Source organism: Dialister sp. (assembly GCF_047832375.1).
In the GTDB taxonomy this organism is placed as follows: Bacteria; Bacillota; Negativicutes; order Veillonellales; family Dialisteraceae; genus Dialister.
This window is the reverse complement of the sequence record NZ_CP181256.1, coordinates 2,287,404-2,306,277: the sequence shown is the minus strand read 5'-3', so window position 1 is coordinate 2,306,277 and position 18,874 is coordinate 2,287,404. Positions and strand designations below refer to the sequence as shown.

Genomic DNA, 18,874 nt, shown 5'->3' with positions numbered 1-18,874 from the left:
TATTTACATTTTAATTGATTAAAAGTGTAAAAAATGCTATGCTGATGCCAAGGAGGAAATCAGCATGGTTAAAGAAGTCCCTGTAGATAAAATCAATAAGATGCTTCCACTGCTTAACGAGGCGCAGAAACGAGTATATCTGGCCTCTGAAGCCGAAGCACTCGGCCACGGTGGAATTACTGCTATCAGCAAAGCCACTGGCGTATCCCGGGTAACCATAACGAATGGCATAAAAGATCTGAATTCTGAACATCCCTATTTATCTCAAGATGCACCTTCCCCTCGTATCCGAAGGGAAGGCGGCGGTCGTAAGCCCATAGAGGTTACTCAGCCGGGAATTATAGAAGCACTTGAAAGCCTTATGGAAAATTCCACTTTTGGAGATCCCCAAGGACCTTTGCGTTGGACGACAAAGAGCCTGCGTAACCTCGAAGCGGAAATGAATGCCCGTGGTTATAAGATTAAATATCGTAAAATCGGATACCTCTTGAAAGATATGGGTTACAGCCTCCAAATCAATCAAAAAATGAACCAGGTTGGAAGTCAGCACCCAGACAGGGACGCACAGTTCCGGCACATCAACGAAACTGCTGAAGAATACATGGAAAACGGGTTTCCTGTTATTTCCATAGACTGTAAGAAAAAGGAAAACATTGGAAATTTCAAAAATAGCGGAGCCGAATATGCCAAAAAAGGAAATCCGGTAAACGTTCTTGACCATGACTTTCCTCTTCCTGACAAGGGAAAAGCTGCTCCTTACGGCGTTTACGATATTGCAGCCAATGAAGGGTTTGTGAATGTGGGAGTAGGCTCAGATACTGCGCAGTTCGCAGTGAATTCGATCCGCTCCTGGTGGGATGAGATGGGTAAACCACGATATCCTGAAGCAACCCGTCTGTTAATTACGGCAGATGGTGGTGGAAGCAATGGAAGCCATAGCCGGCTTTGGAAATTTGAGCTGCAAAAATTTGCTGATGAAAGTGGCCTTGAAATCGAAGTCTGCCACTTCCCGCCCGGAACATCCAAATGGAATAAAATAGAGCATCGACTATTCAGCCAAATTACAAAGAACTGGCGAGGCCGTCCTTTGGAAACGCTTGAAATTATCGTTAATCTGATCGCTTCAACAACTACCGATAATGGGCTTGTGGTTCGGTGTAAAGCGGATACCGCAGTCTACCCTAAAGGCACTAAAGTTTCTGACAAGGAATTTGCTGGCATTAATCTGCTAAGAAATGAATTTCATCCTGATTGGAATTATGTCATCAGGCCATCATATGAATAGCTTAATAATGCACAGATCCTTAGCTCAAAAAGCGCCGCAGGCGGGCCAGCTTTCCTGAAAGCTGACAGCTAGAAGCCTCAGGCAAGTTGACTCTGCCCGCAAACATGCAAAAACTGCTTTCCCTGGCAGCGGTATTAACACCAATTGGCAGATTGCCTTTCTTTGGGATATAATAAATGAAATTGACTGCGATTCAAAAGGAGGAAAATCTATGAACAAAAAACTGGCAGCCCTGGCGCTGGCCTGCGCCCTTGTGCCGGCTGTGGCCATGGCTTCAGAAAAGCCGCCTACATCGGATAAGATGGTGAATGATTACAATAAATACATGGTGGTCTACACGAGCCCTACGGAACGGATTTATGCGGATGCTGATACCATTGAACGGGATCCCGTTTCTGCCGGGGAAATGCCGGTAATCCGGGCTACCCTGTATGCGGAAATTTATAAGAGTCCCCTGACCTGGCCGGACTATGGCAATTATAAGATGGTGGACTACATCCTCCAGTACGATACGGCTGTGGGAGCGGACCAGTATGGCAGCGTCATTAAATACAAGATCCTGAACAAGCTGGAAGGGGCTTTCACTCCTGACGGAAAGGCAGCTCCCTATAACGGAACTGTGAAGGAAGATGCCAATGCGGCAGAGGAAATCTATATGTCCCTCTATCGGGTATCAAAGACGTCCTATTAATGGAAAGGGGCGGGCCATTGCCCGTTCTTTTCACTTTACAAAGAATTTCAGAAATTATATAATAGACAGAACAGAATACTTACGAGCAAAGAAGCCGTGCCGGTTGTGGGACGGCTTTTTTTATGTATTTTTAAAAATGGGAATGTATTTCAGGATAATGGAGATGTGACTATGCAGTTATATATAGCCGGCGGGTGCGGAGATGAAGGGCGAAACTGTTTCTATGTGGAAGGGGACCGTCATGCCTTTATCCTGGATGCCGGCACGTCCACCGATGGCTTCGACAGGGTGCCCGATATTTCGACGGAACAGATTCACCAGGCGGAGTACCTTTTTATATCCCATTCCCACCGGGATCATACGGGGGCCATCGAATACCTGGTGAAGAAGGGGTTCACAGGGCCCGTACTCATGTCGAACCAGACGTACCGCCAGCTTCATTACAAACCGCAGAATACCATGATTCTGGACTCCACAGCGCCGGACCTGGAGCTGGAGCCCGATTTTACGGTGCACTGGGGCCGGACGGGCCACTGCGCCGGGGCGGTGTGGTTTGATATTTCCGTAGAGGGACGCCATGTCTTTTATTCTGGCGATTACCGGGAAAATGATACGTTCTACCGCTGTGATGCTGTCCGGGGCCTCCATGCGGATATGGCAGTCATCGATGCAGCCTACAGCCGGAAAGAACGGGGCGATGATCTCCGACGGGCAGTGGTGGAAAGGGCGGAATCCCTTATGGACGGTGGCCATCCGCTCCTCATGCCGGTACACCATTACGGAAGGGGCCTTTCCATGGGCATCCTGTTCCATAAGGTCTTCGGGGAAAAGCATCCGGTTCATATGTCGCCAAAGCTCTATGATGAATGGCTTCGTCTGGGCCATCGGAAGTACTTTGTCCACGACGAGGTGACGGAGCTTCCTTTTTCCATTTTCCAGCGATGGGATGAAAAGACCCTGGAACCGGGGCATATTTATTTCCTCACCGATGCCCAGCTGTCCCGGGCATCGAGCCGGGAACTGATCGAGGCCCATCCGGATATGGGAGTGCTCCTTACCGGCAGTATCCATGGCTACGGGAAAGCCCAGTGCTTTTACAGATCCGGCCGCGCCGTCTTTTCCCTGTGGCCGAACCACCTGACCTGGCAGGAAATGGAAGACCTCCGGGCGGCCAATGACATGCCCCTGGTGGTGCCGTTTCATAATAAAAAGGTAAAACCGGAAAGCGACAGCTTCGTGTTTTGAGAGGACGAGGCAAAGAGGAGTAGAGTCATTCCTGTGAGGCAGCTGGCAGTTCCATGCTGGTGACACTGCCCGTCAGCAGGCTAAGTCGGGTATCTGCCCTCCTTTCCTACTTATGGTATAATATAGAAAACAAGGCAATTCCCCGTTTCATTCAATAGGAAAGGTGGGGTTTATATGTTGAAATATAAGAAAATTCTGGTGCCCTATGATGGCTCAGACCATGCAAAAAAAGCGATGCAGCAGGCCGTAGATATTGCTTCTGCCGGTGACGGCACAAAGCTCTATATTGCTTCTGTATGCAATATGGTATCGGCCATGAGCAATTTCGACCAGGTATCCATTGCGGAAGGCTGCCTGACCACGAAGCTCTCAGAGGATCTGGAAGAGCAGTGCAAGAATGACCTGAAAGAGGCGGCTGCCATGGTTCCGGCGGGCATTGCCCACGAAGAACTCTACGAAGTCGGTTCTCCGGGACCGGTGCTTCTCAATATGGCAGAAGAGCATGGCTGCGACCTTATCGTCATGGGCAGCCGGGGCCTGGGACCACTGAAAGGTATCTTCATGGGTTCCGTTTCCAGCTACATGGTGAGCCGCTCCAAATGTCCCGTTCTTATTGTGAAATAGAATTGAAAGACTGAAGTTTCCGCCATAGAATGAATACATAAGACACAAAGCAAAGGCGCTTGTATTTGAAAAATACGAGCGCCTTTTTTCTATTTCCCGGATTTTTTATTTTGTTTGGGAAGGAATTTCTTCCCGGGGGAGGTATTTATGAGCAGTATCGGAAGTATCAATAAGCCAAGCCATGGTTTTCTCGTCGCAGCCATCCAGATGCCTGTGCCCATCATCAACAGCCGGGCGGACATTGACAGACAGGTCCATGAAATCGTACGGACCCTCCATGCCACGAAGGCCGGGTATCCGGGAGCGGAACTCATTATTTTCCCGGAATACAGCACCCAGGGCCTGAATACATCGAAGTGGCTCACCGATGAATTCCTCTGTGATATTCCGGGGAAAGAGACTGATGCCTTTGCCAAAGCCTGCAAAGAAGAAGGAGTGTACGGTGTATTTTCCATTATGGAACGGAACCCGGACCCCGACAAGAATCCCTATAACACCGCCATTATCATCAATCCGAAAGGGGAAATCTGCCTGAAGTATCGTAAGCTCTTCCCCTGGAACCCCATCGAACCCTGGTATCCCGGAGACTTGGGCATGCCGGTCTGCGAAGGCCCTGGCGGATCGAAGCTGGCTGTCTGCATCTGCCATGACGGCATGATTCCGGAACTGGCCAGGGAGGCTGCTTATAAGGGATGCAACGTGTATATCCGAATTTCCGGCTACAGTACCCAGGTCAATGACCAGTGGATCCTGACGAACCGGTCCAACGCATGGCAGAATCTCATGTACACCGTATCCGTCAACCTGGCTGGCTATGATGGGGTCTTCTATTACTTCGGGGAAGGGCAGATCTGCAACTACGACGGCACTACCCTTGTCCAGGGCCAGCGGAATCCCTATGAAATCGTAACCGGCGAAATTTATCCGGAAGATGCGGACCGAGCCCGGAGGGAATGGGGCCTTGAAAATAACATCTACAACCTGGGCCACCGGGGCTATGTGGCAAAACCCGGCGGCGAACCGGACTGCGGCCTCACCTATATCAAGGACCTGGCCGCCGGCAAGTACAAGCTCCCCTGGGAAGATGAAATGGAAATCAAAGACGGCTCTATCTATGGATATCCCACCAAGGGTGGCCGCTTCGGCACCGAAGCCGGGGCAGACCCCTATGGCATCCATGACTATAAGGGGCTGGACTACCACGGAAAGAAATAAAAGAACATAAATAGTGTACCCTGAAAGCTGCGGGCTTCATGGCCGGCAGCTTTTATGGTGGAAAATATTTCAGGAATCCTGCATTTTACCAACTTAGTGTAAAATGTTTCTCGGTAGAGGATTTCTCCCCTGCTGGATAGAAAAGGGAAGAGTCCCCTTTGATGGAAATGTTATAATTTCCTTGCAACAAATCAAAAGAAAGGACTCTTCCCAATGAGCATTTTATCAGAGAATATCGAACTTTTCAAACCTTTTATTCAGGAGGAAATTCTCAAGAGTATCAAGGACTCCAAGGATTCACTGGCCATGGAGCAGGTTCTCTGGCACCTCTTCACGGAACTCTTTGGCCTTCTTGTGGCGACGGCCTTCGAAATGATCGATGGGGAGCTGTATGAGAGGGTCTACAAGCCTCAGGGGTGGCGGATTTCCCGGCGGGATTCCAGAACCATATACTGCCTGTTTGGTCCTGTCACCTACAAGCGGAGGCGGCTGGAGATGGCCGGAAAGCAGGGATTTTACCCATTAGATAAGAAATTTGGATTTCTGCCTTCCCGTCACTATAGCATGGGAGTGATTCTGCGCATTGCCCAGGCTGCCCAGGTTACCCAGTTCCGTAATGTGAGCCATATCGTGAAAACTCTGACCCAGACGGATATTTCACATCAGACAGTTTCAAATCTCAGCCGCACTGCCGCCCAAATGGTTAGAAAATACGAAGCAGCAGATGCAGCCATGGAGCAGGCCGAGAAGAGAGTACCGGAGGACGGGCTGCTGGCTATTGAGGGCGATGGGATTGTAATGAAGCAGCAGGCGGACCCCGTCACCGATACCAAAGGCGGCCAGAACATAGAACTTCACCGAATCCAGGTCTATGAGGGCGTCGAGAAGAATGGAAAACGTTCGAGACTGACAGGGTACCACTGCTTCTCTGGAACGGATAGGAAAAGGCTGTTTGAACTCGTCAAGGTGTGGGTGCATGGCCGGTACAATCTGAGCGAGATTACAGTACTTTCCAACGGGGATGGCGGAGCAGGATATAATTTCGATGACTTCGACAATATTGTCGAGGGATGCAAGACACATTACCATTTCCGGGACAGATACCATGTGAATGAGAAAGTGCGGACCCGCCTCAGCTTCTGCCCACGTGGATTCATCGATAAATTCGTGCTTGAACTGAATAAGAGCAGAAATGTCATCACAGATATGAAGCCATATCTGGATACGGCTGCCAGCTACGCAGAAACAGAAGAACAGGCCGAGCAGGTACGGAGACTGGCAGACTATCTGAGCCGCAACGCCGACTATATCCCGGGCATCCGGGAGCGCGGAATCCGAACCGATATCCACCTGGGGGCAGCTGAAAGCGACCACCGACGCTATAGCTACCGTCTGAAAAAGCAGGGGCGCAGCTGGTGCAGGATAGGTATGGATTCAATAGGCACGCTGATTACTGCTACCCAGAATGACACTTTGGAAAAAGCCCTGATTTACTGTGCTGCAGGCAAAGCCTACAAGAAGATGGACCGGCAGATGCATAAGGCGGTCGTAGCAGCCGTAAAAACGAACCGCAAAGCCGCCAGGGACGCTAAATGGCACAGGAACGCACGGAATTACCGTCCCGGGTGCCTGGAAGGCCGTATAGGCGTATACGGAGCGACTTCAACTCCGATGGGCCAGCTTGCTAAAGCGATACAGATTTATTGAGAAAGCAGAGGCTGGGAAACCTGATAACATCGACTGTCAAATAAAGTACCGAGAAAACCTTGACACATACTTTTACCAAAAGGAAATAGATTTTTTCTGCGCCGTTGTTATAGAATAGTAATGAACCTGTTTGTGAGAATGGCGGGGAAGCCGCAGACAGAGCCTTCCCCTTGAGGCGACGGTCCTGCAGGGGACTGCTGCACCGGGAATGGCGAAAGTCTGGTTAGAGTGGCTGCCTGTTCAAGAAAGCATGCAAAGCGAGAATACCGGAATTTTGTATAAACAGATTGAGCCACCCGGAAGACTCTCGGTTCCACCCCACCACCGCCGACGTGGTCCCCCTCCCCTCTGAAGAGGGGAGGATAGAAATTTAGCGGCGAAGCCGCGGGACCTCAACTCTCAAATCTCAAATTTCAACTCTATAATTTATCGTATATAAGGATGTGATTCCATGGCAAACCGGCGCTGGTTGAAGCAGGAAGTGTCCGAATGGGTGTCGGATGATGTGATTTCAGAAGAAACGGGGAAAAAAATCCTTTCCCGCTATAAAAAGGAGGATCTTTCTTCCTATAAGGAGGCCTTCTTTATCCTGGCTGTGGTGTGCCTGGTGGGAGGCCTGTTCTTTCTCTGCGCCAACCTGTGGAATGGGCTTACCCAGGACCAGCGGTTCCTCATGGCCATTGTACCTCTTTTCCTGTCGTTCTTACTGGTGGCGGCGGTGATATTTCTTGACAAAAAGGTACCGGTTGTATCCAAAGAGCCGTCCCCGCTGGAAGAGGAGCTGGAGGAAGGAGAAGAAAATCCTGATTCTCCTCCCAAAATACAGAAGAAAGAAGTACTTTACCGCCACCGGGTGCCCCTGTTTATCCGGGAAGCAGCAGCTGTGCTTCATGGACTCTGCCTCCTGGGCGCTTTCTGGATGGTGGGAGATTCCTTTTACCTCACCTCCGACACCTATACGGGCCTGGCACTCTGCGGTTTTCTCCTGCTCATTATGACGGCAGTCACCGGGTCCGCCGGTATGGGCATCCTCTATATGGCGGTGTCCGTGGGGGTCTTCTATACGGCGCCGGTCCGGGGCTGGCCGGAGGTGGTTTCCTGGATTTATATGATTCTTGCCCTCCCGTTCCTGGGGTACATGCTGAAAAGCCACAGGGACCGGGCGGTGGTCTGCTTCTCCTGGGTATGGGCCGTAGGGATTCTGCTCCTCATTTTCTGGTCCGCCGGCAATATGCTCTGGCAGACCCTGTTCTTCTCCCTGGCGGCGGCCATGACCTGGATGGCAGGAGGCCTTTTCCGGGACTACGGTCTTGGTGCCCAGGCTCTCCGGTTCTTCGGCGGCATCGCAGTGTTTGCGGTACTGCTGGAAGGGTCCTATGGGGCCGTATGGGAGGGCATTGTGGGAAGTTATGCTCTCTGGTTCCTGTTTCTCCTTTTCCTTGTGGTGGATGGGGTGCTCCTGTTCCGCATGGCCCTGAAAAAAGAGTGGCTGTCCGTATTGGCGGGGCTCACGCCCTTTGTCATGGGTCTTTCCGCCATGATTTCTATTTTTGAAACCACCGGCGCCTTCCCTGCCATGGTGGTCTCTGTATACGCCGGCGTACTGGCGGCAGGGGTGATTGCCCGGGGATTCCAGACGGACCGGCCTCTCCAGAGCTGGGCAGGTGTATTTCTCCTCGCCGGGGATGGGGCGATCCGGGTCATGGACTCGGCCCTCACCCTGACGGAACGGGGCATCTTCTTCCTGGCTGTAGGTGTGGTGGCGGCCTTTATCTGCTACGTCATGTACCTGCCCCTCCACCGGACGAGAAAGAAGAAAGCTCACAGGTCTGAAAAGACGGGAGAGGAGGAAGACAAATGATACGTAAAAAGTTTGCCCTCATTCTCCTGGCCCTGGTCTTTGTCATAGAAGCGGCGGCCCTGTTATGGATACGGAGCGATTACCGGTCTGTCATGCTGGATGGAGCGGAATACCAGGTGCCGGCGGCCATTGATTTCAGAGGTAATTTCTATGGCAGGAATTACCTGCCTCTCTACATTCCTCTCACTGAGGCCCCCTGGAAGGGGTCTGTGACTCCGGAAAAGGGGGAGGAAATCTATCTTTCCTTTGACAAGAACAGCGAAGGCCTCCTGGAAATCACAGGAGCCTCCAATGTGAAGCCTGGAGGCATGTACATCATTACCCGGGTATCCTCTTTTACAGAGGGCATGGTTCGTTTCCGCTTTCCCGCTGACCGGTTGTATATGTCGCCGGACCAGCTGAAAAAACTGTCGGTGGTAGAACTCTCGGAACGGGTCCAGGTGAAGGATGAAAAGGAAAAGAAGACGGAAACCCGTATGAAAAATGACCTGACCGCAGTAATCCATATCAAAGACGGCCGGGTGGCTGTGTCGAAGGTGCTGGCTAATGGGTCTCCCATTGAGCAGACATTTACCACCATCGGAAAGAACCTGAACGTGAAATATGCCAAAGGACCTAAAGATAAAGATATTTATTCCGTAGGAAGAACGATAGAAACCAGCCGGGGACAATAGAAATGCTGCCCGCCGGCGGTGCACCCGTTATTCCTGCTTCGTATATGCAATAAATCCGAATGGAAGGTGATCTGATGTATATCATTCTAATGCGCCACGGGGAGGCAGTTCCCCAGACCGATGAAATTCCCAATAAAGAAAGGTCACTCACGCCAAAGGGCATGCGGCAGGCCCGCCGGGCTTCCCGGATACTGGGCCGGTTCCTCAGGGAAAATCCGATCCGTATTTATACATCCCCCTATCTCAGGACCCGGCAGACTGCGGGTATCCTGGCGGAGGAATGCTTCGCTGAAGAAATCCATACGGCCGATGAGCTGCTCCAGAGTAACTGGCAGATGGTGAGAAACCACCTCATCCAGGATGGATCTCCCATTGCCCTTGTAAGCCACCATCCCTTCCTGCAGTCTTACCTGCTTTCCACCTGCAGCGCTGCCATTAAATTTGACCTGGCCGGCATTGCGGTCATTGATTATGACCTGTCCTGGAACCAGGGCCATCTTATCGGCTATTTCACGTCAGCCCTGAAACAGCTGAAGAAGGAGAAATAGTATGATTCCCGTATTAACCATAGCAGGGTCCGATTCTTCCGGCGGCGCCGGTATCCAGGCGGACCTCAAGACTTTTTCCGCCCTTGGCACCTATGGCATGAGCTGTATCTGCGCTCTCACGGCCCAGAATACGAAGGGCGTTACCATGGTGGTCAATACGCCGGTGGACATGGTGAAGGCCCAGCTGGATGCCATTTACGATGACATCCCGCCAAAGGCGGTAAAAACGGGCATGCTTTCCTCCGCTCCCATAGTGGAGGCGGTGTCTGATTTCCTCGCTGCCCATGGACCGGTTCCCCTGGTGGTGGACCCGGTCATGGTGGCCACCAGCGGCGCAGTGCTCCTGGAAAAGGATGCCATCGAAGTGTATAAGAAAAAGCTTATTCCCCTTTCCACGGTGATTACGCCCAATATCCCGGAGGTGGAAGTCCTTACGTCCATGGCCATCAGGAACCTGGAGGACATGAAAGAAGCGGCCGGAAAACTGATGGGCCTGGGACCAAAGGCGGTACTTGTCAAAGGGGGCCATCTGGTGGAAGAGGCGGAGGATGTGCTCTACGACGGCAGGGATTTCACGCTTTTCAAAGGAGAGCGGATAGAAACGGAAAATACCCATGGCACCGGCTGCACCCTGTCCAGCGCCATTGCGGCAGGACTGGCGAAGGGACTCTCCCTTGCGGAAGCGGTGGGAACGGCCAAAGTCTATATGACCGGAGCCATCAGACGGGCTGCTTCTGATTCTGTGGGCCACGGCCACGGGCCGGTGCACCATTTCTGGTTTTACGGTGACCGGTGGGGGAAAATCAAATGAATTATCCGTTTTTTGCCTTCATGGCCCGGCTGAAGTATATTTCCCGGTGGGGTCTCATGAGAAATTCCATCCCAGAGAATGATGCGGAACATACACTGCAGACCGTAATGATTGCCCATGCACTGGCGGTCATAGGCCGGGAAATTTTCCATAAAGACCTGGACCCGGAGCGGGCGGCACTCCTGGCGCTGTACCATGATGCCAGTGAAGTCTTTACCGGAGACATGCCGACGCCGGTGAAATATTTCACGAAGGACCTTCGGGACCAGTACCAGAAAATCGAGGACCAGGCCCGGGAGAAGCTTCTCCGTACACTGCCCCATGAGCTGCAGCCGTCTTACAGGCCATTCGTGGTGGATATGGAAAAGGATCCCCTCTGGCCTCTGGCCAAGGCGGCGGATACCATGAGTGCCTACCTGAAGTGCATGGAAGAAATCAGGGATGGAAACAGTGAATTCAAGGAGGCCTTCAAGTCTACGGAAGAAAAGCTTCGGGCCCTGCACCTGGAGGAAGTGGACTGGTTCATGGACCACTTCGCAAAAAGCTTCCGGCAGACCCTGGATGAACTGAACAGCAATGTAAAATAGGAGCTTCGGGAATGATTCCCGAAGCTTTTTGCGTGGGATTTGTGAGAATGGGGGGATGTGTAAACCGGTGGGGCATGAGTCTTCAGACTTGAACGTTGAGCCGGATAGGCTCTCCGGGAGAAAAGAAAGAGTTGAGAAGCTTGAAACATAAGCTCCCGACAACAAGCTTACTTTTGGGGTAACTTTATAAAGCCCCTGGAAAATCTAATTTTTTTCGGGGTTATTCCCTCCTAAAGCTGTTGTATAATAACTTTAGGTTCTTTATGAACCGGACGTGGTTAACGGATTGCTGCTGTCAATCAACAACAGTTATCCCCTGCGAAGCAAGGTATTCAGCGAGTTGAGTCCTCGTCATTACCCTTTTAGCCTTTTTAGGCTTCTTCGCAGTCATGTAGCCGTCAGTTTTGTAAGGCTCGTCCTTACTTAAGATGTGCCAGATGGCAGTCAGGAACATCTTACAGATTGCGATGATGGCTTTCATGTAACCACGTCTGCTTTTTATACGGTTAAAGCGACTTGTAATTTCCGGGTGGTCTTTTGAACGTACAACTGATCTGGCAATATTAACCAGCAGCGGTTTCAAATATTTCCCTGCCCGGGATATTTTTCTGCCTTTTACCTTGTGGGCACTTGAATCGTGGCTCGGACATACACCTGCCCATGAACAAAGATGTCTGGCCGAAGGAAATACACTCATGTCCGGACCAATTTCTGCCAGCACCCGCATAGCGGTAAATGGGTCCCTGTCAAATCCTGGGACCGTCCTGATCAGCTCCAGCTGATGAGCATAGGGTTTCATTCTCTCTGCAACGTCCTGCTTGAGCACTGCTTCATCTTTCACAGTTCTGTCTAACCTGCTGAAGGCCACTTTGAGTTTGGACAAAGAAGATATATCTACAGATGATGCCTTTGCTACTGCCTCTTGGATAACAGGGATTGGCGTCTTGCATCGTTTTCCAATGAATGGGGCCACATTAAATTTCTCACCAGGATGATTAAGCATATAGTCAATGATTGATCTTGATGTCTTCCCAAATACATCTGAAAAAACAACATCAAGCTTGATGCCTTCCCCGGTTAAGCAATTCAGTATGCGGTTTTTCTCTCCAGTCATTGCATTATGAATTTTCTGGCAGTACCGGATTGTTGACCTCATGATTCTGAATTCTTTTGATGGAATAAAACTTGCAACCACACGTCCACTGGCATAGGATTTTGCAATCCATTTTGCATCAGCGGGATCACTCTTTTTACCTTTTAATGGTTTGGTGTACTTGGGATGAGACACAAGGGGATGTAATCCGGCTTCTTCCGCTGCATCATATATTGGATGCCAGTATTGTCCGGTAGACTCCATACATACATCATGACAGTTTTTGGAAATGATCCAATCAGTCATTTTCTTCAGGTCTTTGGGATACGTAGTAAACTGGGCGGTATAATATTTAACCGGACTGTCACTATTGTCATAGATAAAGACGGCTGCAAATACTGATTTCTTATGGACATCGAGCCCACAGCATATGGGATGAATATATTCATTTCTGTCACCAATTTCCATGCGTTCATGCATTGCATCTTTCCTCCTTTCTACAATAAGGATAAATAAAGAAGTAAAGGTGAATGTAGCGGACATTGACTGATCATTCTGAATCAATCGAGACGATTGTACAAAGATATAAGCTTACGGGCTCTATTGCCGGGCCAAAACCCGGCGGCACCAATTTTCAATTCCAAAGAATGATCTCCATATTTAATTGAACGGGGTAGTCGCTGCCACAGCTCCACCACTCAGCTCCACGGGTTTATGTAGTATATCCGCCCATCCACCATAAGTATGTACCCAAATAGGGGATAAAACCAATAGAAAGTGATGTTAGACAACTCCCGTTTCTTTGATATTCAGTGGCGCACCGCGCCCAATCTCTAATTGAGTGAAGAGAGTTGAGTCTAAGCGGCTTCGCCGCGGTCATCTGGCATCCTTCCAAGGGACCGGCTGTGCTGCCAGACGATGGATTTGCTGACGGATGCGCCGCAGGCTGAATTAATGCGGCGAAGCCGCAGGACCCCAACTCTCTTTTTTAAATCCAATGCATTCATTCTAATTGTAAACGTTGAAAACTCGATACAGTTGTTATATTATATTCATATGTAAACTATGTATGCAGAGATATAGTAACAAATTGTTTACAATGAGGCGAGAGACATGGTTAGAGAAAATGCATTGGAACGGGAACAGGGAAAGTCAAAAGAAATTGTGCTGTTTGGGCTGTTTACGGCACTCATTGCCATCGGGGCCTTTATCCGGATCCCCGTGCCGGTGTGTCCATTTACGCTGCAGCTCCTTTTCACCACGCTGGCAGGCCTGATCCTTGGCAGCCGGCGGGGCGCCCTTTCCGTGACACTCTACGTGCTTCTGGGCCTCGTAGGGGTTCCAGTCTTTACAGAAGGCGGCGGCCCTTCCTATATTTTCCAGCCCACCTTCGGGTACCTGGTTGGATTCATTGCCGGTGCCTGGCTCACGGGTAAACTCCGGGAAATGAGCGGCTCCTGGTCCTTCGGCAAGGTCCTTTTTGCCAACCTGGCCGGTCTGGCCGTGGTTTATCTCTTCGGCATGGTGTACGTGTATTTCATCAATAATTTCTATATCGGAAAGACCATCGGTGTCTGGGCAGTCATTCTGTACTGCTTCCTCCTGGCTGTGCCGGGGGATATCTGCCTCTGCATCCTGGCCGCTTTCCTGTCCAAGCGCCTTGTGAAGGCTCTTGGCATTCATGAGTAAAGGGAACGATGGAAAGGAAATTCCTTTCCATCCCTTTTTATGTGTTTCACTATTTGTGCAAGGGGGAATTTGTGATGAGTAAAGGATTATTTATTACCGGCACCGATACGGATATCGGTAAAACCTATGTGACCGCTCTCATTGTGAAAACCATGAGACAGGCCGGCTATGATGCGGGCTACTACAAGGCAGCCATCAGCGGTGCGCCTACGGTGGCCGCATCGGATGCGGGATTTGTCAATAAGTTTGCAGATATTCACGAACCGGAGGATATGATTCTTTCCTATCTGTACCAGCATGCGGTATCTCCTCATCTGGCAGCCCGCCTGGAGGGGCATCCCCTGGAGAAAGAGGTCATCCTGAAGGCCTGGAAACGGGTGACTGAAAAGTATCCCTATGTCACCATGGAAGGCAGCGGCGGCATTGTCTGCCCCATCCGGCATGATGAGAAGGCCCATTACTACCTCACAGATATCATCGGCTGGCTGAAGCTGCCGGTGCTGGTGGTGGCTGATGCGGGACTCGGGACTATCAACCATGTGGTGACCACCTGCGAATACATAAAGAACCGCCATATTCCAATCAAAGGCATTATCCTGAACAACTGGAAAGGCGGAGTCATGGAAGAAGACAATGTGGCCATGATCGAAGAAATCACGGGAGTGAAGGTCATTGACCGGGTAAAGAAGGGAGATACCCTCCTCCATTGCGACCCGAAGGTTCTGGAAGCCTGCTACGCAGAAGTATAAGAGCTCCGACATCGTTTGGTATGGCATCCTGGTGAGAGGGAGCCATTAGAAAACGGAATCATTCCATGTGTATGAATCGTGTAATCAAAGGAGAAAAGCATGTCTACAATTGATTGGGAAGCGGAAGATAAAAAATATATCTGGCATCCGGCCATGCAGATGAAGGATAATGAAGTATTTCCACCGGTGGTGGTGGACCATGGTAAGGGAGTCTATCTGTACGATACCCATGGAAAGGCGTATCTGGATATCATTTCATCCTGGTGGTGCAACCTTCTGGGCCACTGCAATCCGGAAATCAATGAAGCCCTGAAGAAACAGGTGGACCAGCTGGAACACGTGATTTTCACGAACTTTACCCATAAACCGGCCATTGAGCTCTGCCGGGAACTGGAACCCCTCCTGCCGAAGGGACTCACGAAATTTACGTTCCACGACAACGGCTCTTCCTCTGTGGAAGCGGCCCTGAAGATGGCCTTCCAGTACCAGTACCAGACGGGACATCCTGAAAGGACACGGTTCATGTGCCTGCCGGAATCCTATCACGGCGAAACCATCGGCGCCCTGTCCGTAGGCTCCATGGATCTCTATGCGAAGATTTTCCATCCCATGCTCATGAACAATATCCATTTCAAAGGACTTGACTGCTACCGCTGCCCCTATGGAAAGACCAGGGAAACCTGTAATGTGGAATGCTTTGAAAATGCCGAAGAGGCCTTCAAGAAGTTCGGGAAGGAAACGGTGGCCTGCATCGTGGAACCGATTCTCCAAGGCGCCGCAGGCATGCGGATCTATCCGGCGGAGTATCTCCGGAAGCTGCGGAAACTGTGCGATGAGTACGGTGTCCTCCTCATTGATGATGAAATTGCAGCAGGCTTTGGCCGCACCGGTACCCTTTTTGCCATCGAACATGCCGGCGTTTCCCCGGATATTCTCTGCACCAGTAAGGGACTTACCGCAGGGTACATGCCCATGTCCATGACCATCACCACCGACAAGGTATACGACGCTTTCTACGATGATTACGGTACCCACAAGGCTTTCGTCCACAGCCATACCTACGCAGGGAACCCCATGGGCTGCGCCATTGCACTGACAGTGCTGAAAATCATGAAGCGGGACCACATCCTGGAAAAGGTGAATGAAGATGGAAAGTATCTCCACGAAGAGCTGATGAAGGCCCTGGGGCACCACAAGAATGTGGGAGAAATCCGGCACATCGGCCTCATCAATGCCATAGAGCTGGTGGAGGATCCGAAGACGAAGAAGGCCTTCGACCCCGCAAAGAGAATCGGCTGGCACGTATTCCGGAAAGCCATGGACCTGGGACTGGTGCTTCGTCCCATGGGAGATATTATCTACTTCAATCCGCCCCTTACCATAGAAAGAAAAGATATGGATAAGGCAGTGAAACTCTGCACCGAAGCGGTTCATGCGGTGCTGGGAGAATAACCGGTCATAAAAAAGAGAGAAAGCCATTCAGGCTTTCTCTCTTTTTTGATTGCATGACTATTGGGGAAGACGGTTTTTATGCTGATGGACAGAGTCACATGTGCGGGGGCTGCCAGCTCGCAGCTCCGTGCCAGTGGCTCTACCCATCAGCATACATTCGCCGGGGGGGTCACAACAAGCATGGAGAGAGGCTCTTCATACTATCCCTGACTGTCATTCCTGTTATGCCGGATGGCATCGTCCAGGGACAATTCTTTTTCTTTCTGCTCTTTGCGTTCCTTCTCCATGGCCCCTTCTGTGCCTGCCAGAAGGGCTGTATCTGCCGGGGATTCTGCAAGAGGACCTTCAGTGCCATGGATGGGAGCTGCATCTATGGCATCAGAGGGGATGGAGCCATCGGTGCTGTCTGCATAGGAATCCCCGTGGTAGGAATAGTTATTTTCCGGAATGCCATCGGGATTCGTGGCTTCATAGCCGTGGACATGCTGCACTTCCCCATCGGGACCGGTACGGAAGTAATCATGGGTGTGGTGGACGCCGGGAGCGTCGGAGACATCGTGGCTGCCGGCATCTATGGAGTCATGATGGATGATGTCGGGATGGCTGAAATCGTCCATATTGGTATGGCCGAAATCCACTGTATCCACGGTATGCCCGCTTCCATCTATGCCATCGAAGGAATGGCCGCCGGCATCCACTGTATCCACTCCCGTTTCAAAGCTGTCGAAGGCTTTGATGAAGGGGAGGAAGAGAAGGAGGATAAGAAGCGGCGCCACTCCCATAATGGGCAGGGCCTGCTGCAGGGTATAATGGTGGCGATAGAGCCAGCGCATGATAAAATGGAAAATGACCGTGAAAAAGAGGGCTGCCACCGCGGCCAGGGTATATTCCAGGCCCTGGTACCCCAAAAAGGGCTCTATACCATTCAACCGGTAATGATAGAAAGAAAAGCCCCAGATCAATCCTCCAAATACAGAACCATAGAAAGCAAACCCGAAGGCCAGGGCATACATGTAGAATCCTGCCAGCACGGCCCGCCAGTTTTTCAGGATATAGCTGAGCCGGGCTATGAAGATGATAACCATGAGAATAAAGGCCACAGGCGCCAGGAAAGGGAAGAAGAACACCAGGGCAAAGGCTATGGCGGCGGTGATGAGAATCAGCAGGATTCGGCGCCAGGTGTAAAAGATGAAGAGGCCCATGGAGCAGGCAATGGCTTCTCCCTTCAGTTCCGGGTGGGTAATATTAATGAGTATGTACAGAAAGGTAACCATCATAAGCACCCAATGGGGACGGATGGTGGATGAGGCCTTTATGCTGCTTTGGGATTGCAAGAAATCACATCCTTGGAATACAGAGTTTTATATGTATTATAACAGAAGGCGGTCTGGGGTGTTTATGGATAGAGTCATTAGCACGGGGCTGCTGGCTTTTAGCTTCTAGCTGCCAGGAAAACTGATCCGCCTGCGGCGCTTTCCGTCCCATGTTCCAGAATAGAATTCATGCCGTAGGTTGGCCAGCTTTCCTGAAAGCTAACAGCTAACAGCTAGTGTCTAATTTCGTAAGTTTCCGATTGTATCCCTAAGTTGCGAACCCTTGACCTCACGTTTTTTCCAGCGGAACGGTTCTGCATGCTCATTGTAGGCAGCAATAAACTTTTTAATCGCTGACACGAGATCCGAAACAGAGTCAAAACTTGCCCCTCGGAGCACTTTTCGCGACATAATGTTAAACCATATTTCCACTTCATTCAGCCAGCTCGCTGACGTTGGTGTGTAATGAAAATGGACATTAGGATGCTTTTCCAGCCAGTCGTTTAAGCGCTTGTGCGTGCAGTAATTATCGACAATAACATGATATTGCACTTTGTCTCCACCCGGCTCACTTTTCAATAAGTCATTTAAAAATTCTTCAAAGTCCTCTCTGGTTTTTCTCTTTGTTGCCTTTCCATAAATTTGTCCGGTAGCTACCTCCAGTGCACCGAATAAATTTATTGTTCCATTCCTCCGGTATGTGCTTTTCAACCCGCGCACAATTTTCTTGTTATGAGTAAGTACATATCCTTGGGCTCTACTTAAGGCCTGTATCGATGGTTTCTCATCAACGCTGATTACGACAGCATTCTCTGGCGGGTCCAAGTAAAGCCCCACGATATCAGCAGACTTTTTAGTAAACTCCGGATCAGTACTGACACACCAGGAACGCTGCCTTGCCAGCTGTATTCCTTCCTTTCTCATAAGTCGCCAAATGGCAGCCTTTGAGACATTCAGAACTCTTGCCAGTGTAGGACCATCCCAGTGTGCTAACCCGTCTGGAGGCGCTTCCTTCAGCTTATTTAACACCATTTCGCGGAATTCCGGTCCATATTGAGCAGTACGGCCCCGCCTTTTCTTATCCTGTAGCCCAGGGATGCCCTGTTCAGCGAAACGATTCCGCCAAAGACTAACGGTATTGGGGCGTTCCCCCAACTTAGCCGCGATATCCTTGATTTGCATTCCATCAAGACATAGAAGAACCATTTTTGCACGTCTTACAATGCGATGCTCTGTTTTTTGAGAGTTTACGATTTTATGCAGTTCTATGCGTTTGCTTTCGGAGCAGCGTATTTGCTTAGCAACTTTTGGCATAACGTTATCCCCCCCT

Annotated in this window: 17 protein-coding genes; 14 read left to right on the top strand and 3 right to left on the bottom strand. The window is 50.5% G+C overall.

What is annotated here, in order from left to right:
• The first annotated feature begins 64 nt into the window (after nucleotides 1–64).
• From ACFWUL_RS09145 to yfbR, 11 genes are all read left to right on the top strand, one after another.
• The gene (locus ACFWUL_RS09145; protein WP_416176758.1) at nucleotides 65–1,285 is read left to right on the top strand and encodes an ISAzo13 family transposase; all 1,221 of its coding nucleotides are present in this window, start codon (nucleotides 65–67) and stop codon (nucleotides 1,283–1,285) included.
• 211 nt (nucleotides 1,286–1,496) lie between these two features.
• The gene (locus tag ACFWUL_RS09140; RefSeq protein ID WP_416177061.1) at nucleotides 1,497–1,976 is read left to right on the top strand and encodes a hypothetical protein; all 480 of its coding nucleotides are present in this window, start codon (nucleotides 1,497–1,499) and stop codon (nucleotides 1,974–1,976) included.
• A 171-nt stretch (nucleotides 1,977–2,147) separates the two neighbouring features.
• Nucleotides 2,148–3,221, top strand: a complete 1,074-nt coding sequence (locus ACFWUL_RS09135) for an MBL fold metallo-hydrolase (protein ID WP_416177060.1) — start codon at nucleotides 2,148–2,150, stop codon at nucleotides 3,219–3,221.
• 174 nt (nucleotides 3,222–3,395) lie between these two features.
• Nucleotides 3,396–3,845, top strand: a complete 450-nt coding sequence (locus ACFWUL_RS09130; protein WP_297022607.1) for a universal stress protein — start codon at nucleotides 3,396–3,398, stop codon at nucleotides 3,843–3,845.
• Between the two features lie 147 nt (nucleotides 3,846–3,992).
• Nucleotides 3,993–5,060 (top strand): formamidase, encoded by a 1,068-nt coding sequence (locus ACFWUL_RS09125; RefSeq protein WP_416177059.1) that lies wholly within the window; start codon nucleotides 3,993–3,995, stop codon nucleotides 5,058–5,060.
• A 213-nt stretch (nucleotides 5,061–5,273) separates the two neighbouring features.
• Nucleotides 5,274–6,767, top strand: coding sequence for an ISLre2 family transposase (locus tag ACFWUL_RS09120; RefSeq protein WP_416176748.1), 1,494 nt, complete (start codon nucleotides 5,274–5,276; stop codon nucleotides 6,765–6,767).
• Between the two features lie 451 nt (nucleotides 6,768–7,218).
• Nucleotides 7,219–8,628: a DUF2157 domain-containing protein gene (locus ACFWUL_RS09115; RefSeq protein WP_416177058.1), complete on the top strand. Its 1,410-nt coding sequence runs from the start codon at nucleotides 7,219–7,221 to the stop codon at nucleotides 8,626–8,628.
• Nucleotides 8,625–9,302 carry a hypothetical protein gene (locus ACFWUL_RS09110; RefSeq protein WP_416177057.1) on the top strand — a complete coding sequence of 226 codons (678 nt, stop codon included), beginning with the start codon at nucleotides 8,625–8,627 and terminating at the stop codon, nucleotides 9,300–9,302. Before ACFWUL_RS09115 ends, ACFWUL_RS09110 begins: the two co-directional genes overlap by 4 nt.
• A gap of 74 nt (nucleotides 9,303–9,376) precedes the next feature.
• The gene (locus tag ACFWUL_RS09105; RefSeq protein WP_297022614.1) at nucleotides 9,377–9,850 is read left to right on the top strand and encodes a SixA phosphatase family protein; all 474 of its coding nucleotides are present in this window, start codon (nucleotides 9,377–9,379) and stop codon (nucleotides 9,848–9,850) included.
• A gap of 1 nt (nucleotide 9,851) precedes the next feature.
• Entirely contained in the window at nucleotides 9,852–10,661 is an 810-nt protein-coding gene (thiD, locus tag ACFWUL_RS09100) for a bifunctional hydroxymethylpyrimidine kinase/phosphomethylpyrimidine kinase (protein ID WP_416177055.1), read from the top strand.
• Nucleotides 10,658–11,248: a 5'-deoxynucleotidase gene (gene yfbR / locus ACFWUL_RS09095; protein WP_416177054.1), complete on the top strand. Its 591-nt coding sequence runs from the start codon at nucleotides 10,658–10,660 to the stop codon at nucleotides 11,246–11,248. Before thiD ends, yfbR begins: the two co-directional genes overlap by 4 nt.
• A gap of 295 nt (nucleotides 11,249–11,543) precedes the next feature.
• On the opposite strand, the gene ACFWUL_RS09090 is transcribed toward yfbR, so the two are convergent.
• Nucleotides 11,544–12,884, bottom strand: a complete 1,341-nt coding sequence (locus ACFWUL_RS09090; RefSeq protein WP_416177053.1) for an IS110 family transposase — start codon at nucleotides 12,882–12,884, stop codon at nucleotides 11,544–11,546.
• Between the two features lie 570 nt (nucleotides 12,885–13,454).
• Here ACFWUL_RS09090 and ACFWUL_RS09085 point away from each other — a divergent pair.
• The 3 genes from ACFWUL_RS09085 to bioA all read left to right on the top strand — a co-directional run bounded on the left by ACFWUL_RS09085 (nucleotide 13,455) and on the right by bioA (nucleotide 16,231).
• Nucleotides 13,455–14,030, top strand: a complete 576-nt coding sequence (locus tag ACFWUL_RS09085; protein ID WP_297022622.1) for a biotin transporter BioY — start codon at nucleotides 13,455–13,457, stop codon at nucleotides 14,028–14,030.
• Between the two features lie 74 nt (nucleotides 14,031–14,104).
• Nucleotides 14,105–14,779, top strand: a complete 675-nt coding sequence (bioD, locus tag ACFWUL_RS09080) for a dethiobiotin synthase (protein ID WP_297022624.1) — start codon at nucleotides 14,105–14,107, stop codon at nucleotides 14,777–14,779.
• A 99-nt stretch (nucleotides 14,780–14,878) separates the two neighbouring features.
• Nucleotides 14,879–16,231, top strand: a complete 1,353-nt coding sequence (bioA, locus tag ACFWUL_RS09075; protein ID WP_416177052.1) for an adenosylmethionine--8-amino-7-oxononanoate transaminase — start codon at nucleotides 14,879–14,881, stop codon at nucleotides 16,229–16,231.
• A 200-nt stretch (nucleotides 16,232–16,431) separates the two neighbouring features.
• Here the strand turns inward: bioA and ACFWUL_RS09070 are convergent, their stop codons facing one another.
• Both ACFWUL_RS09070 and ACFWUL_RS09065 read right to left on the bottom strand, forming a co-directional pair.
• Nucleotides 16,432–17,508 (bottom strand): hypothetical protein, encoded by a 1,077-nt coding sequence (locus ACFWUL_RS09070; protein ID WP_288781659.1) that lies wholly within the window; start codon nucleotides 17,506–17,508, stop codon nucleotides 16,432–16,434.
• 276 nt (nucleotides 17,509–17,784) lie between these two features.
• Nucleotides 17,785–18,858 (bottom strand): IS630 family transposase, encoded by a 1,074-nt coding sequence (locus ACFWUL_RS09065; RefSeq protein WP_416177051.1) that lies wholly within the window; start codon nucleotides 18,856–18,858, stop codon nucleotides 17,785–17,787.
• Nucleotides 18,859–18,874: the final 16 nt, after the last annotated feature.

What these genes read in the sequence shown, in the direction of transcription:
- thiD (WP_416177055.1), top strand. Translation starts at nt 9,852, where the DNA reads ATGATTCCCGTATTAACCATAGCAGGGTCCGATTCTTCCGGCGGCGCC.
- ACFWUL_RS09115 (WP_416177058.1), top strand. Translation starts at nt 7,219, where the DNA reads ATGGCAAACCGGCGCTGGTTGAAGCAGGAAGTGTCCGAATGGGTGTCG.
- ACFWUL_RS09140 (WP_416177061.1), top strand. Translation starts at nt 1,497, where the DNA reads ATGAACAAAAAACTGGCAGCCCTGGCGCTGGCCTGCGCCCTTGTGCCG.
- bioD (WP_297022624.1), top strand. Translation starts at nt 14,105, where the DNA reads ATGAGTAAAGGATTATTTATTACCGGCACCGATACGGATATCGGTAAA.
- ACFWUL_RS09090 (WP_416177053.1), bottom strand. Translation starts at nt 12,884, where the DNA reads ATGTCCGCTACATTCACCTTTACTTCTTTATTTATCCTTATTGTAGAA.
- ACFWUL_RS09130 (WP_297022607.1), top strand. Translation starts at nt 3,396, where the DNA reads ATGTTGAAATATAAGAAAATTCTGGTGCCCTATGATGGCTCAGACCAT.
- ACFWUL_RS09120 (WP_416176748.1), top strand. Translation starts at nt 5,274, where the DNA reads ATGAGCATTTTATCAGAGAATATCGAACTTTTCAAACCTTTTATTCAG.
- ACFWUL_RS09110 (WP_416177057.1), top strand. Translation starts at nt 8,625, where the DNA reads ATGATACGTAAAAAGTTTGCCCTCATTCTCCTGGCCCTGGTCTTTGTC.
- ACFWUL_RS09070 (WP_288781659.1), bottom strand. Translation starts at nt 17,508, where the DNA reads ATGATGGTTACCTTTCTGTACATACTCATTAATATTACCCACCCGGAA.
- ACFWUL_RS09145 (WP_416176758.1), top strand. Translation starts at nt 65, where the DNA reads ATGGTTAAAGAAGTCCCTGTAGATAAAATCAATAAGATGCTTCCACTG.
- ACFWUL_RS09105 (WP_297022614.1), top strand. Translation starts at nt 9,377, where the DNA reads ATGTATATCATTCTAATGCGCCACGGGGAGGCAGTTCCCCAGACCGAT.
- yfbR (WP_416177054.1), top strand. Translation starts at nt 10,658, where the DNA reads ATGAATTATCCGTTTTTTGCCTTCATGGCCCGGCTGAAGTATATTTCC.
- ACFWUL_RS09085 (WP_297022622.1), top strand. Translation starts at nt 13,455, where the DNA reads ATGGTTAGAGAAAATGCATTGGAACGGGAACAGGGAAAGTCAAAAGAA.
- bioA (WP_416177052.1), top strand. Translation starts at nt 14,879, where the DNA reads ATGTCTACAATTGATTGGGAAGCGGAAGATAAAAAATATATCTGGCAT.
- ACFWUL_RS09135 (WP_416177060.1), top strand. Translation starts at nt 2,148, where the DNA reads ATGCAGTTATATATAGCCGGCGGGTGCGGAGATGAAGGGCGAAACTGT.
- ACFWUL_RS09065 (WP_416177051.1), bottom strand. Translation starts at nt 18,858, where the DNA reads ATGCCAAAAGTTGCTAAGCAAATACGCTGCTCCGAAAGCAAACGCATA.
- ACFWUL_RS09125 (WP_416177059.1), top strand. Translation starts at nt 3,993, where the DNA reads ATGAGCAGTATCGGAAGTATCAATAAGCCAAGCCATGGTTTTCTCGTC.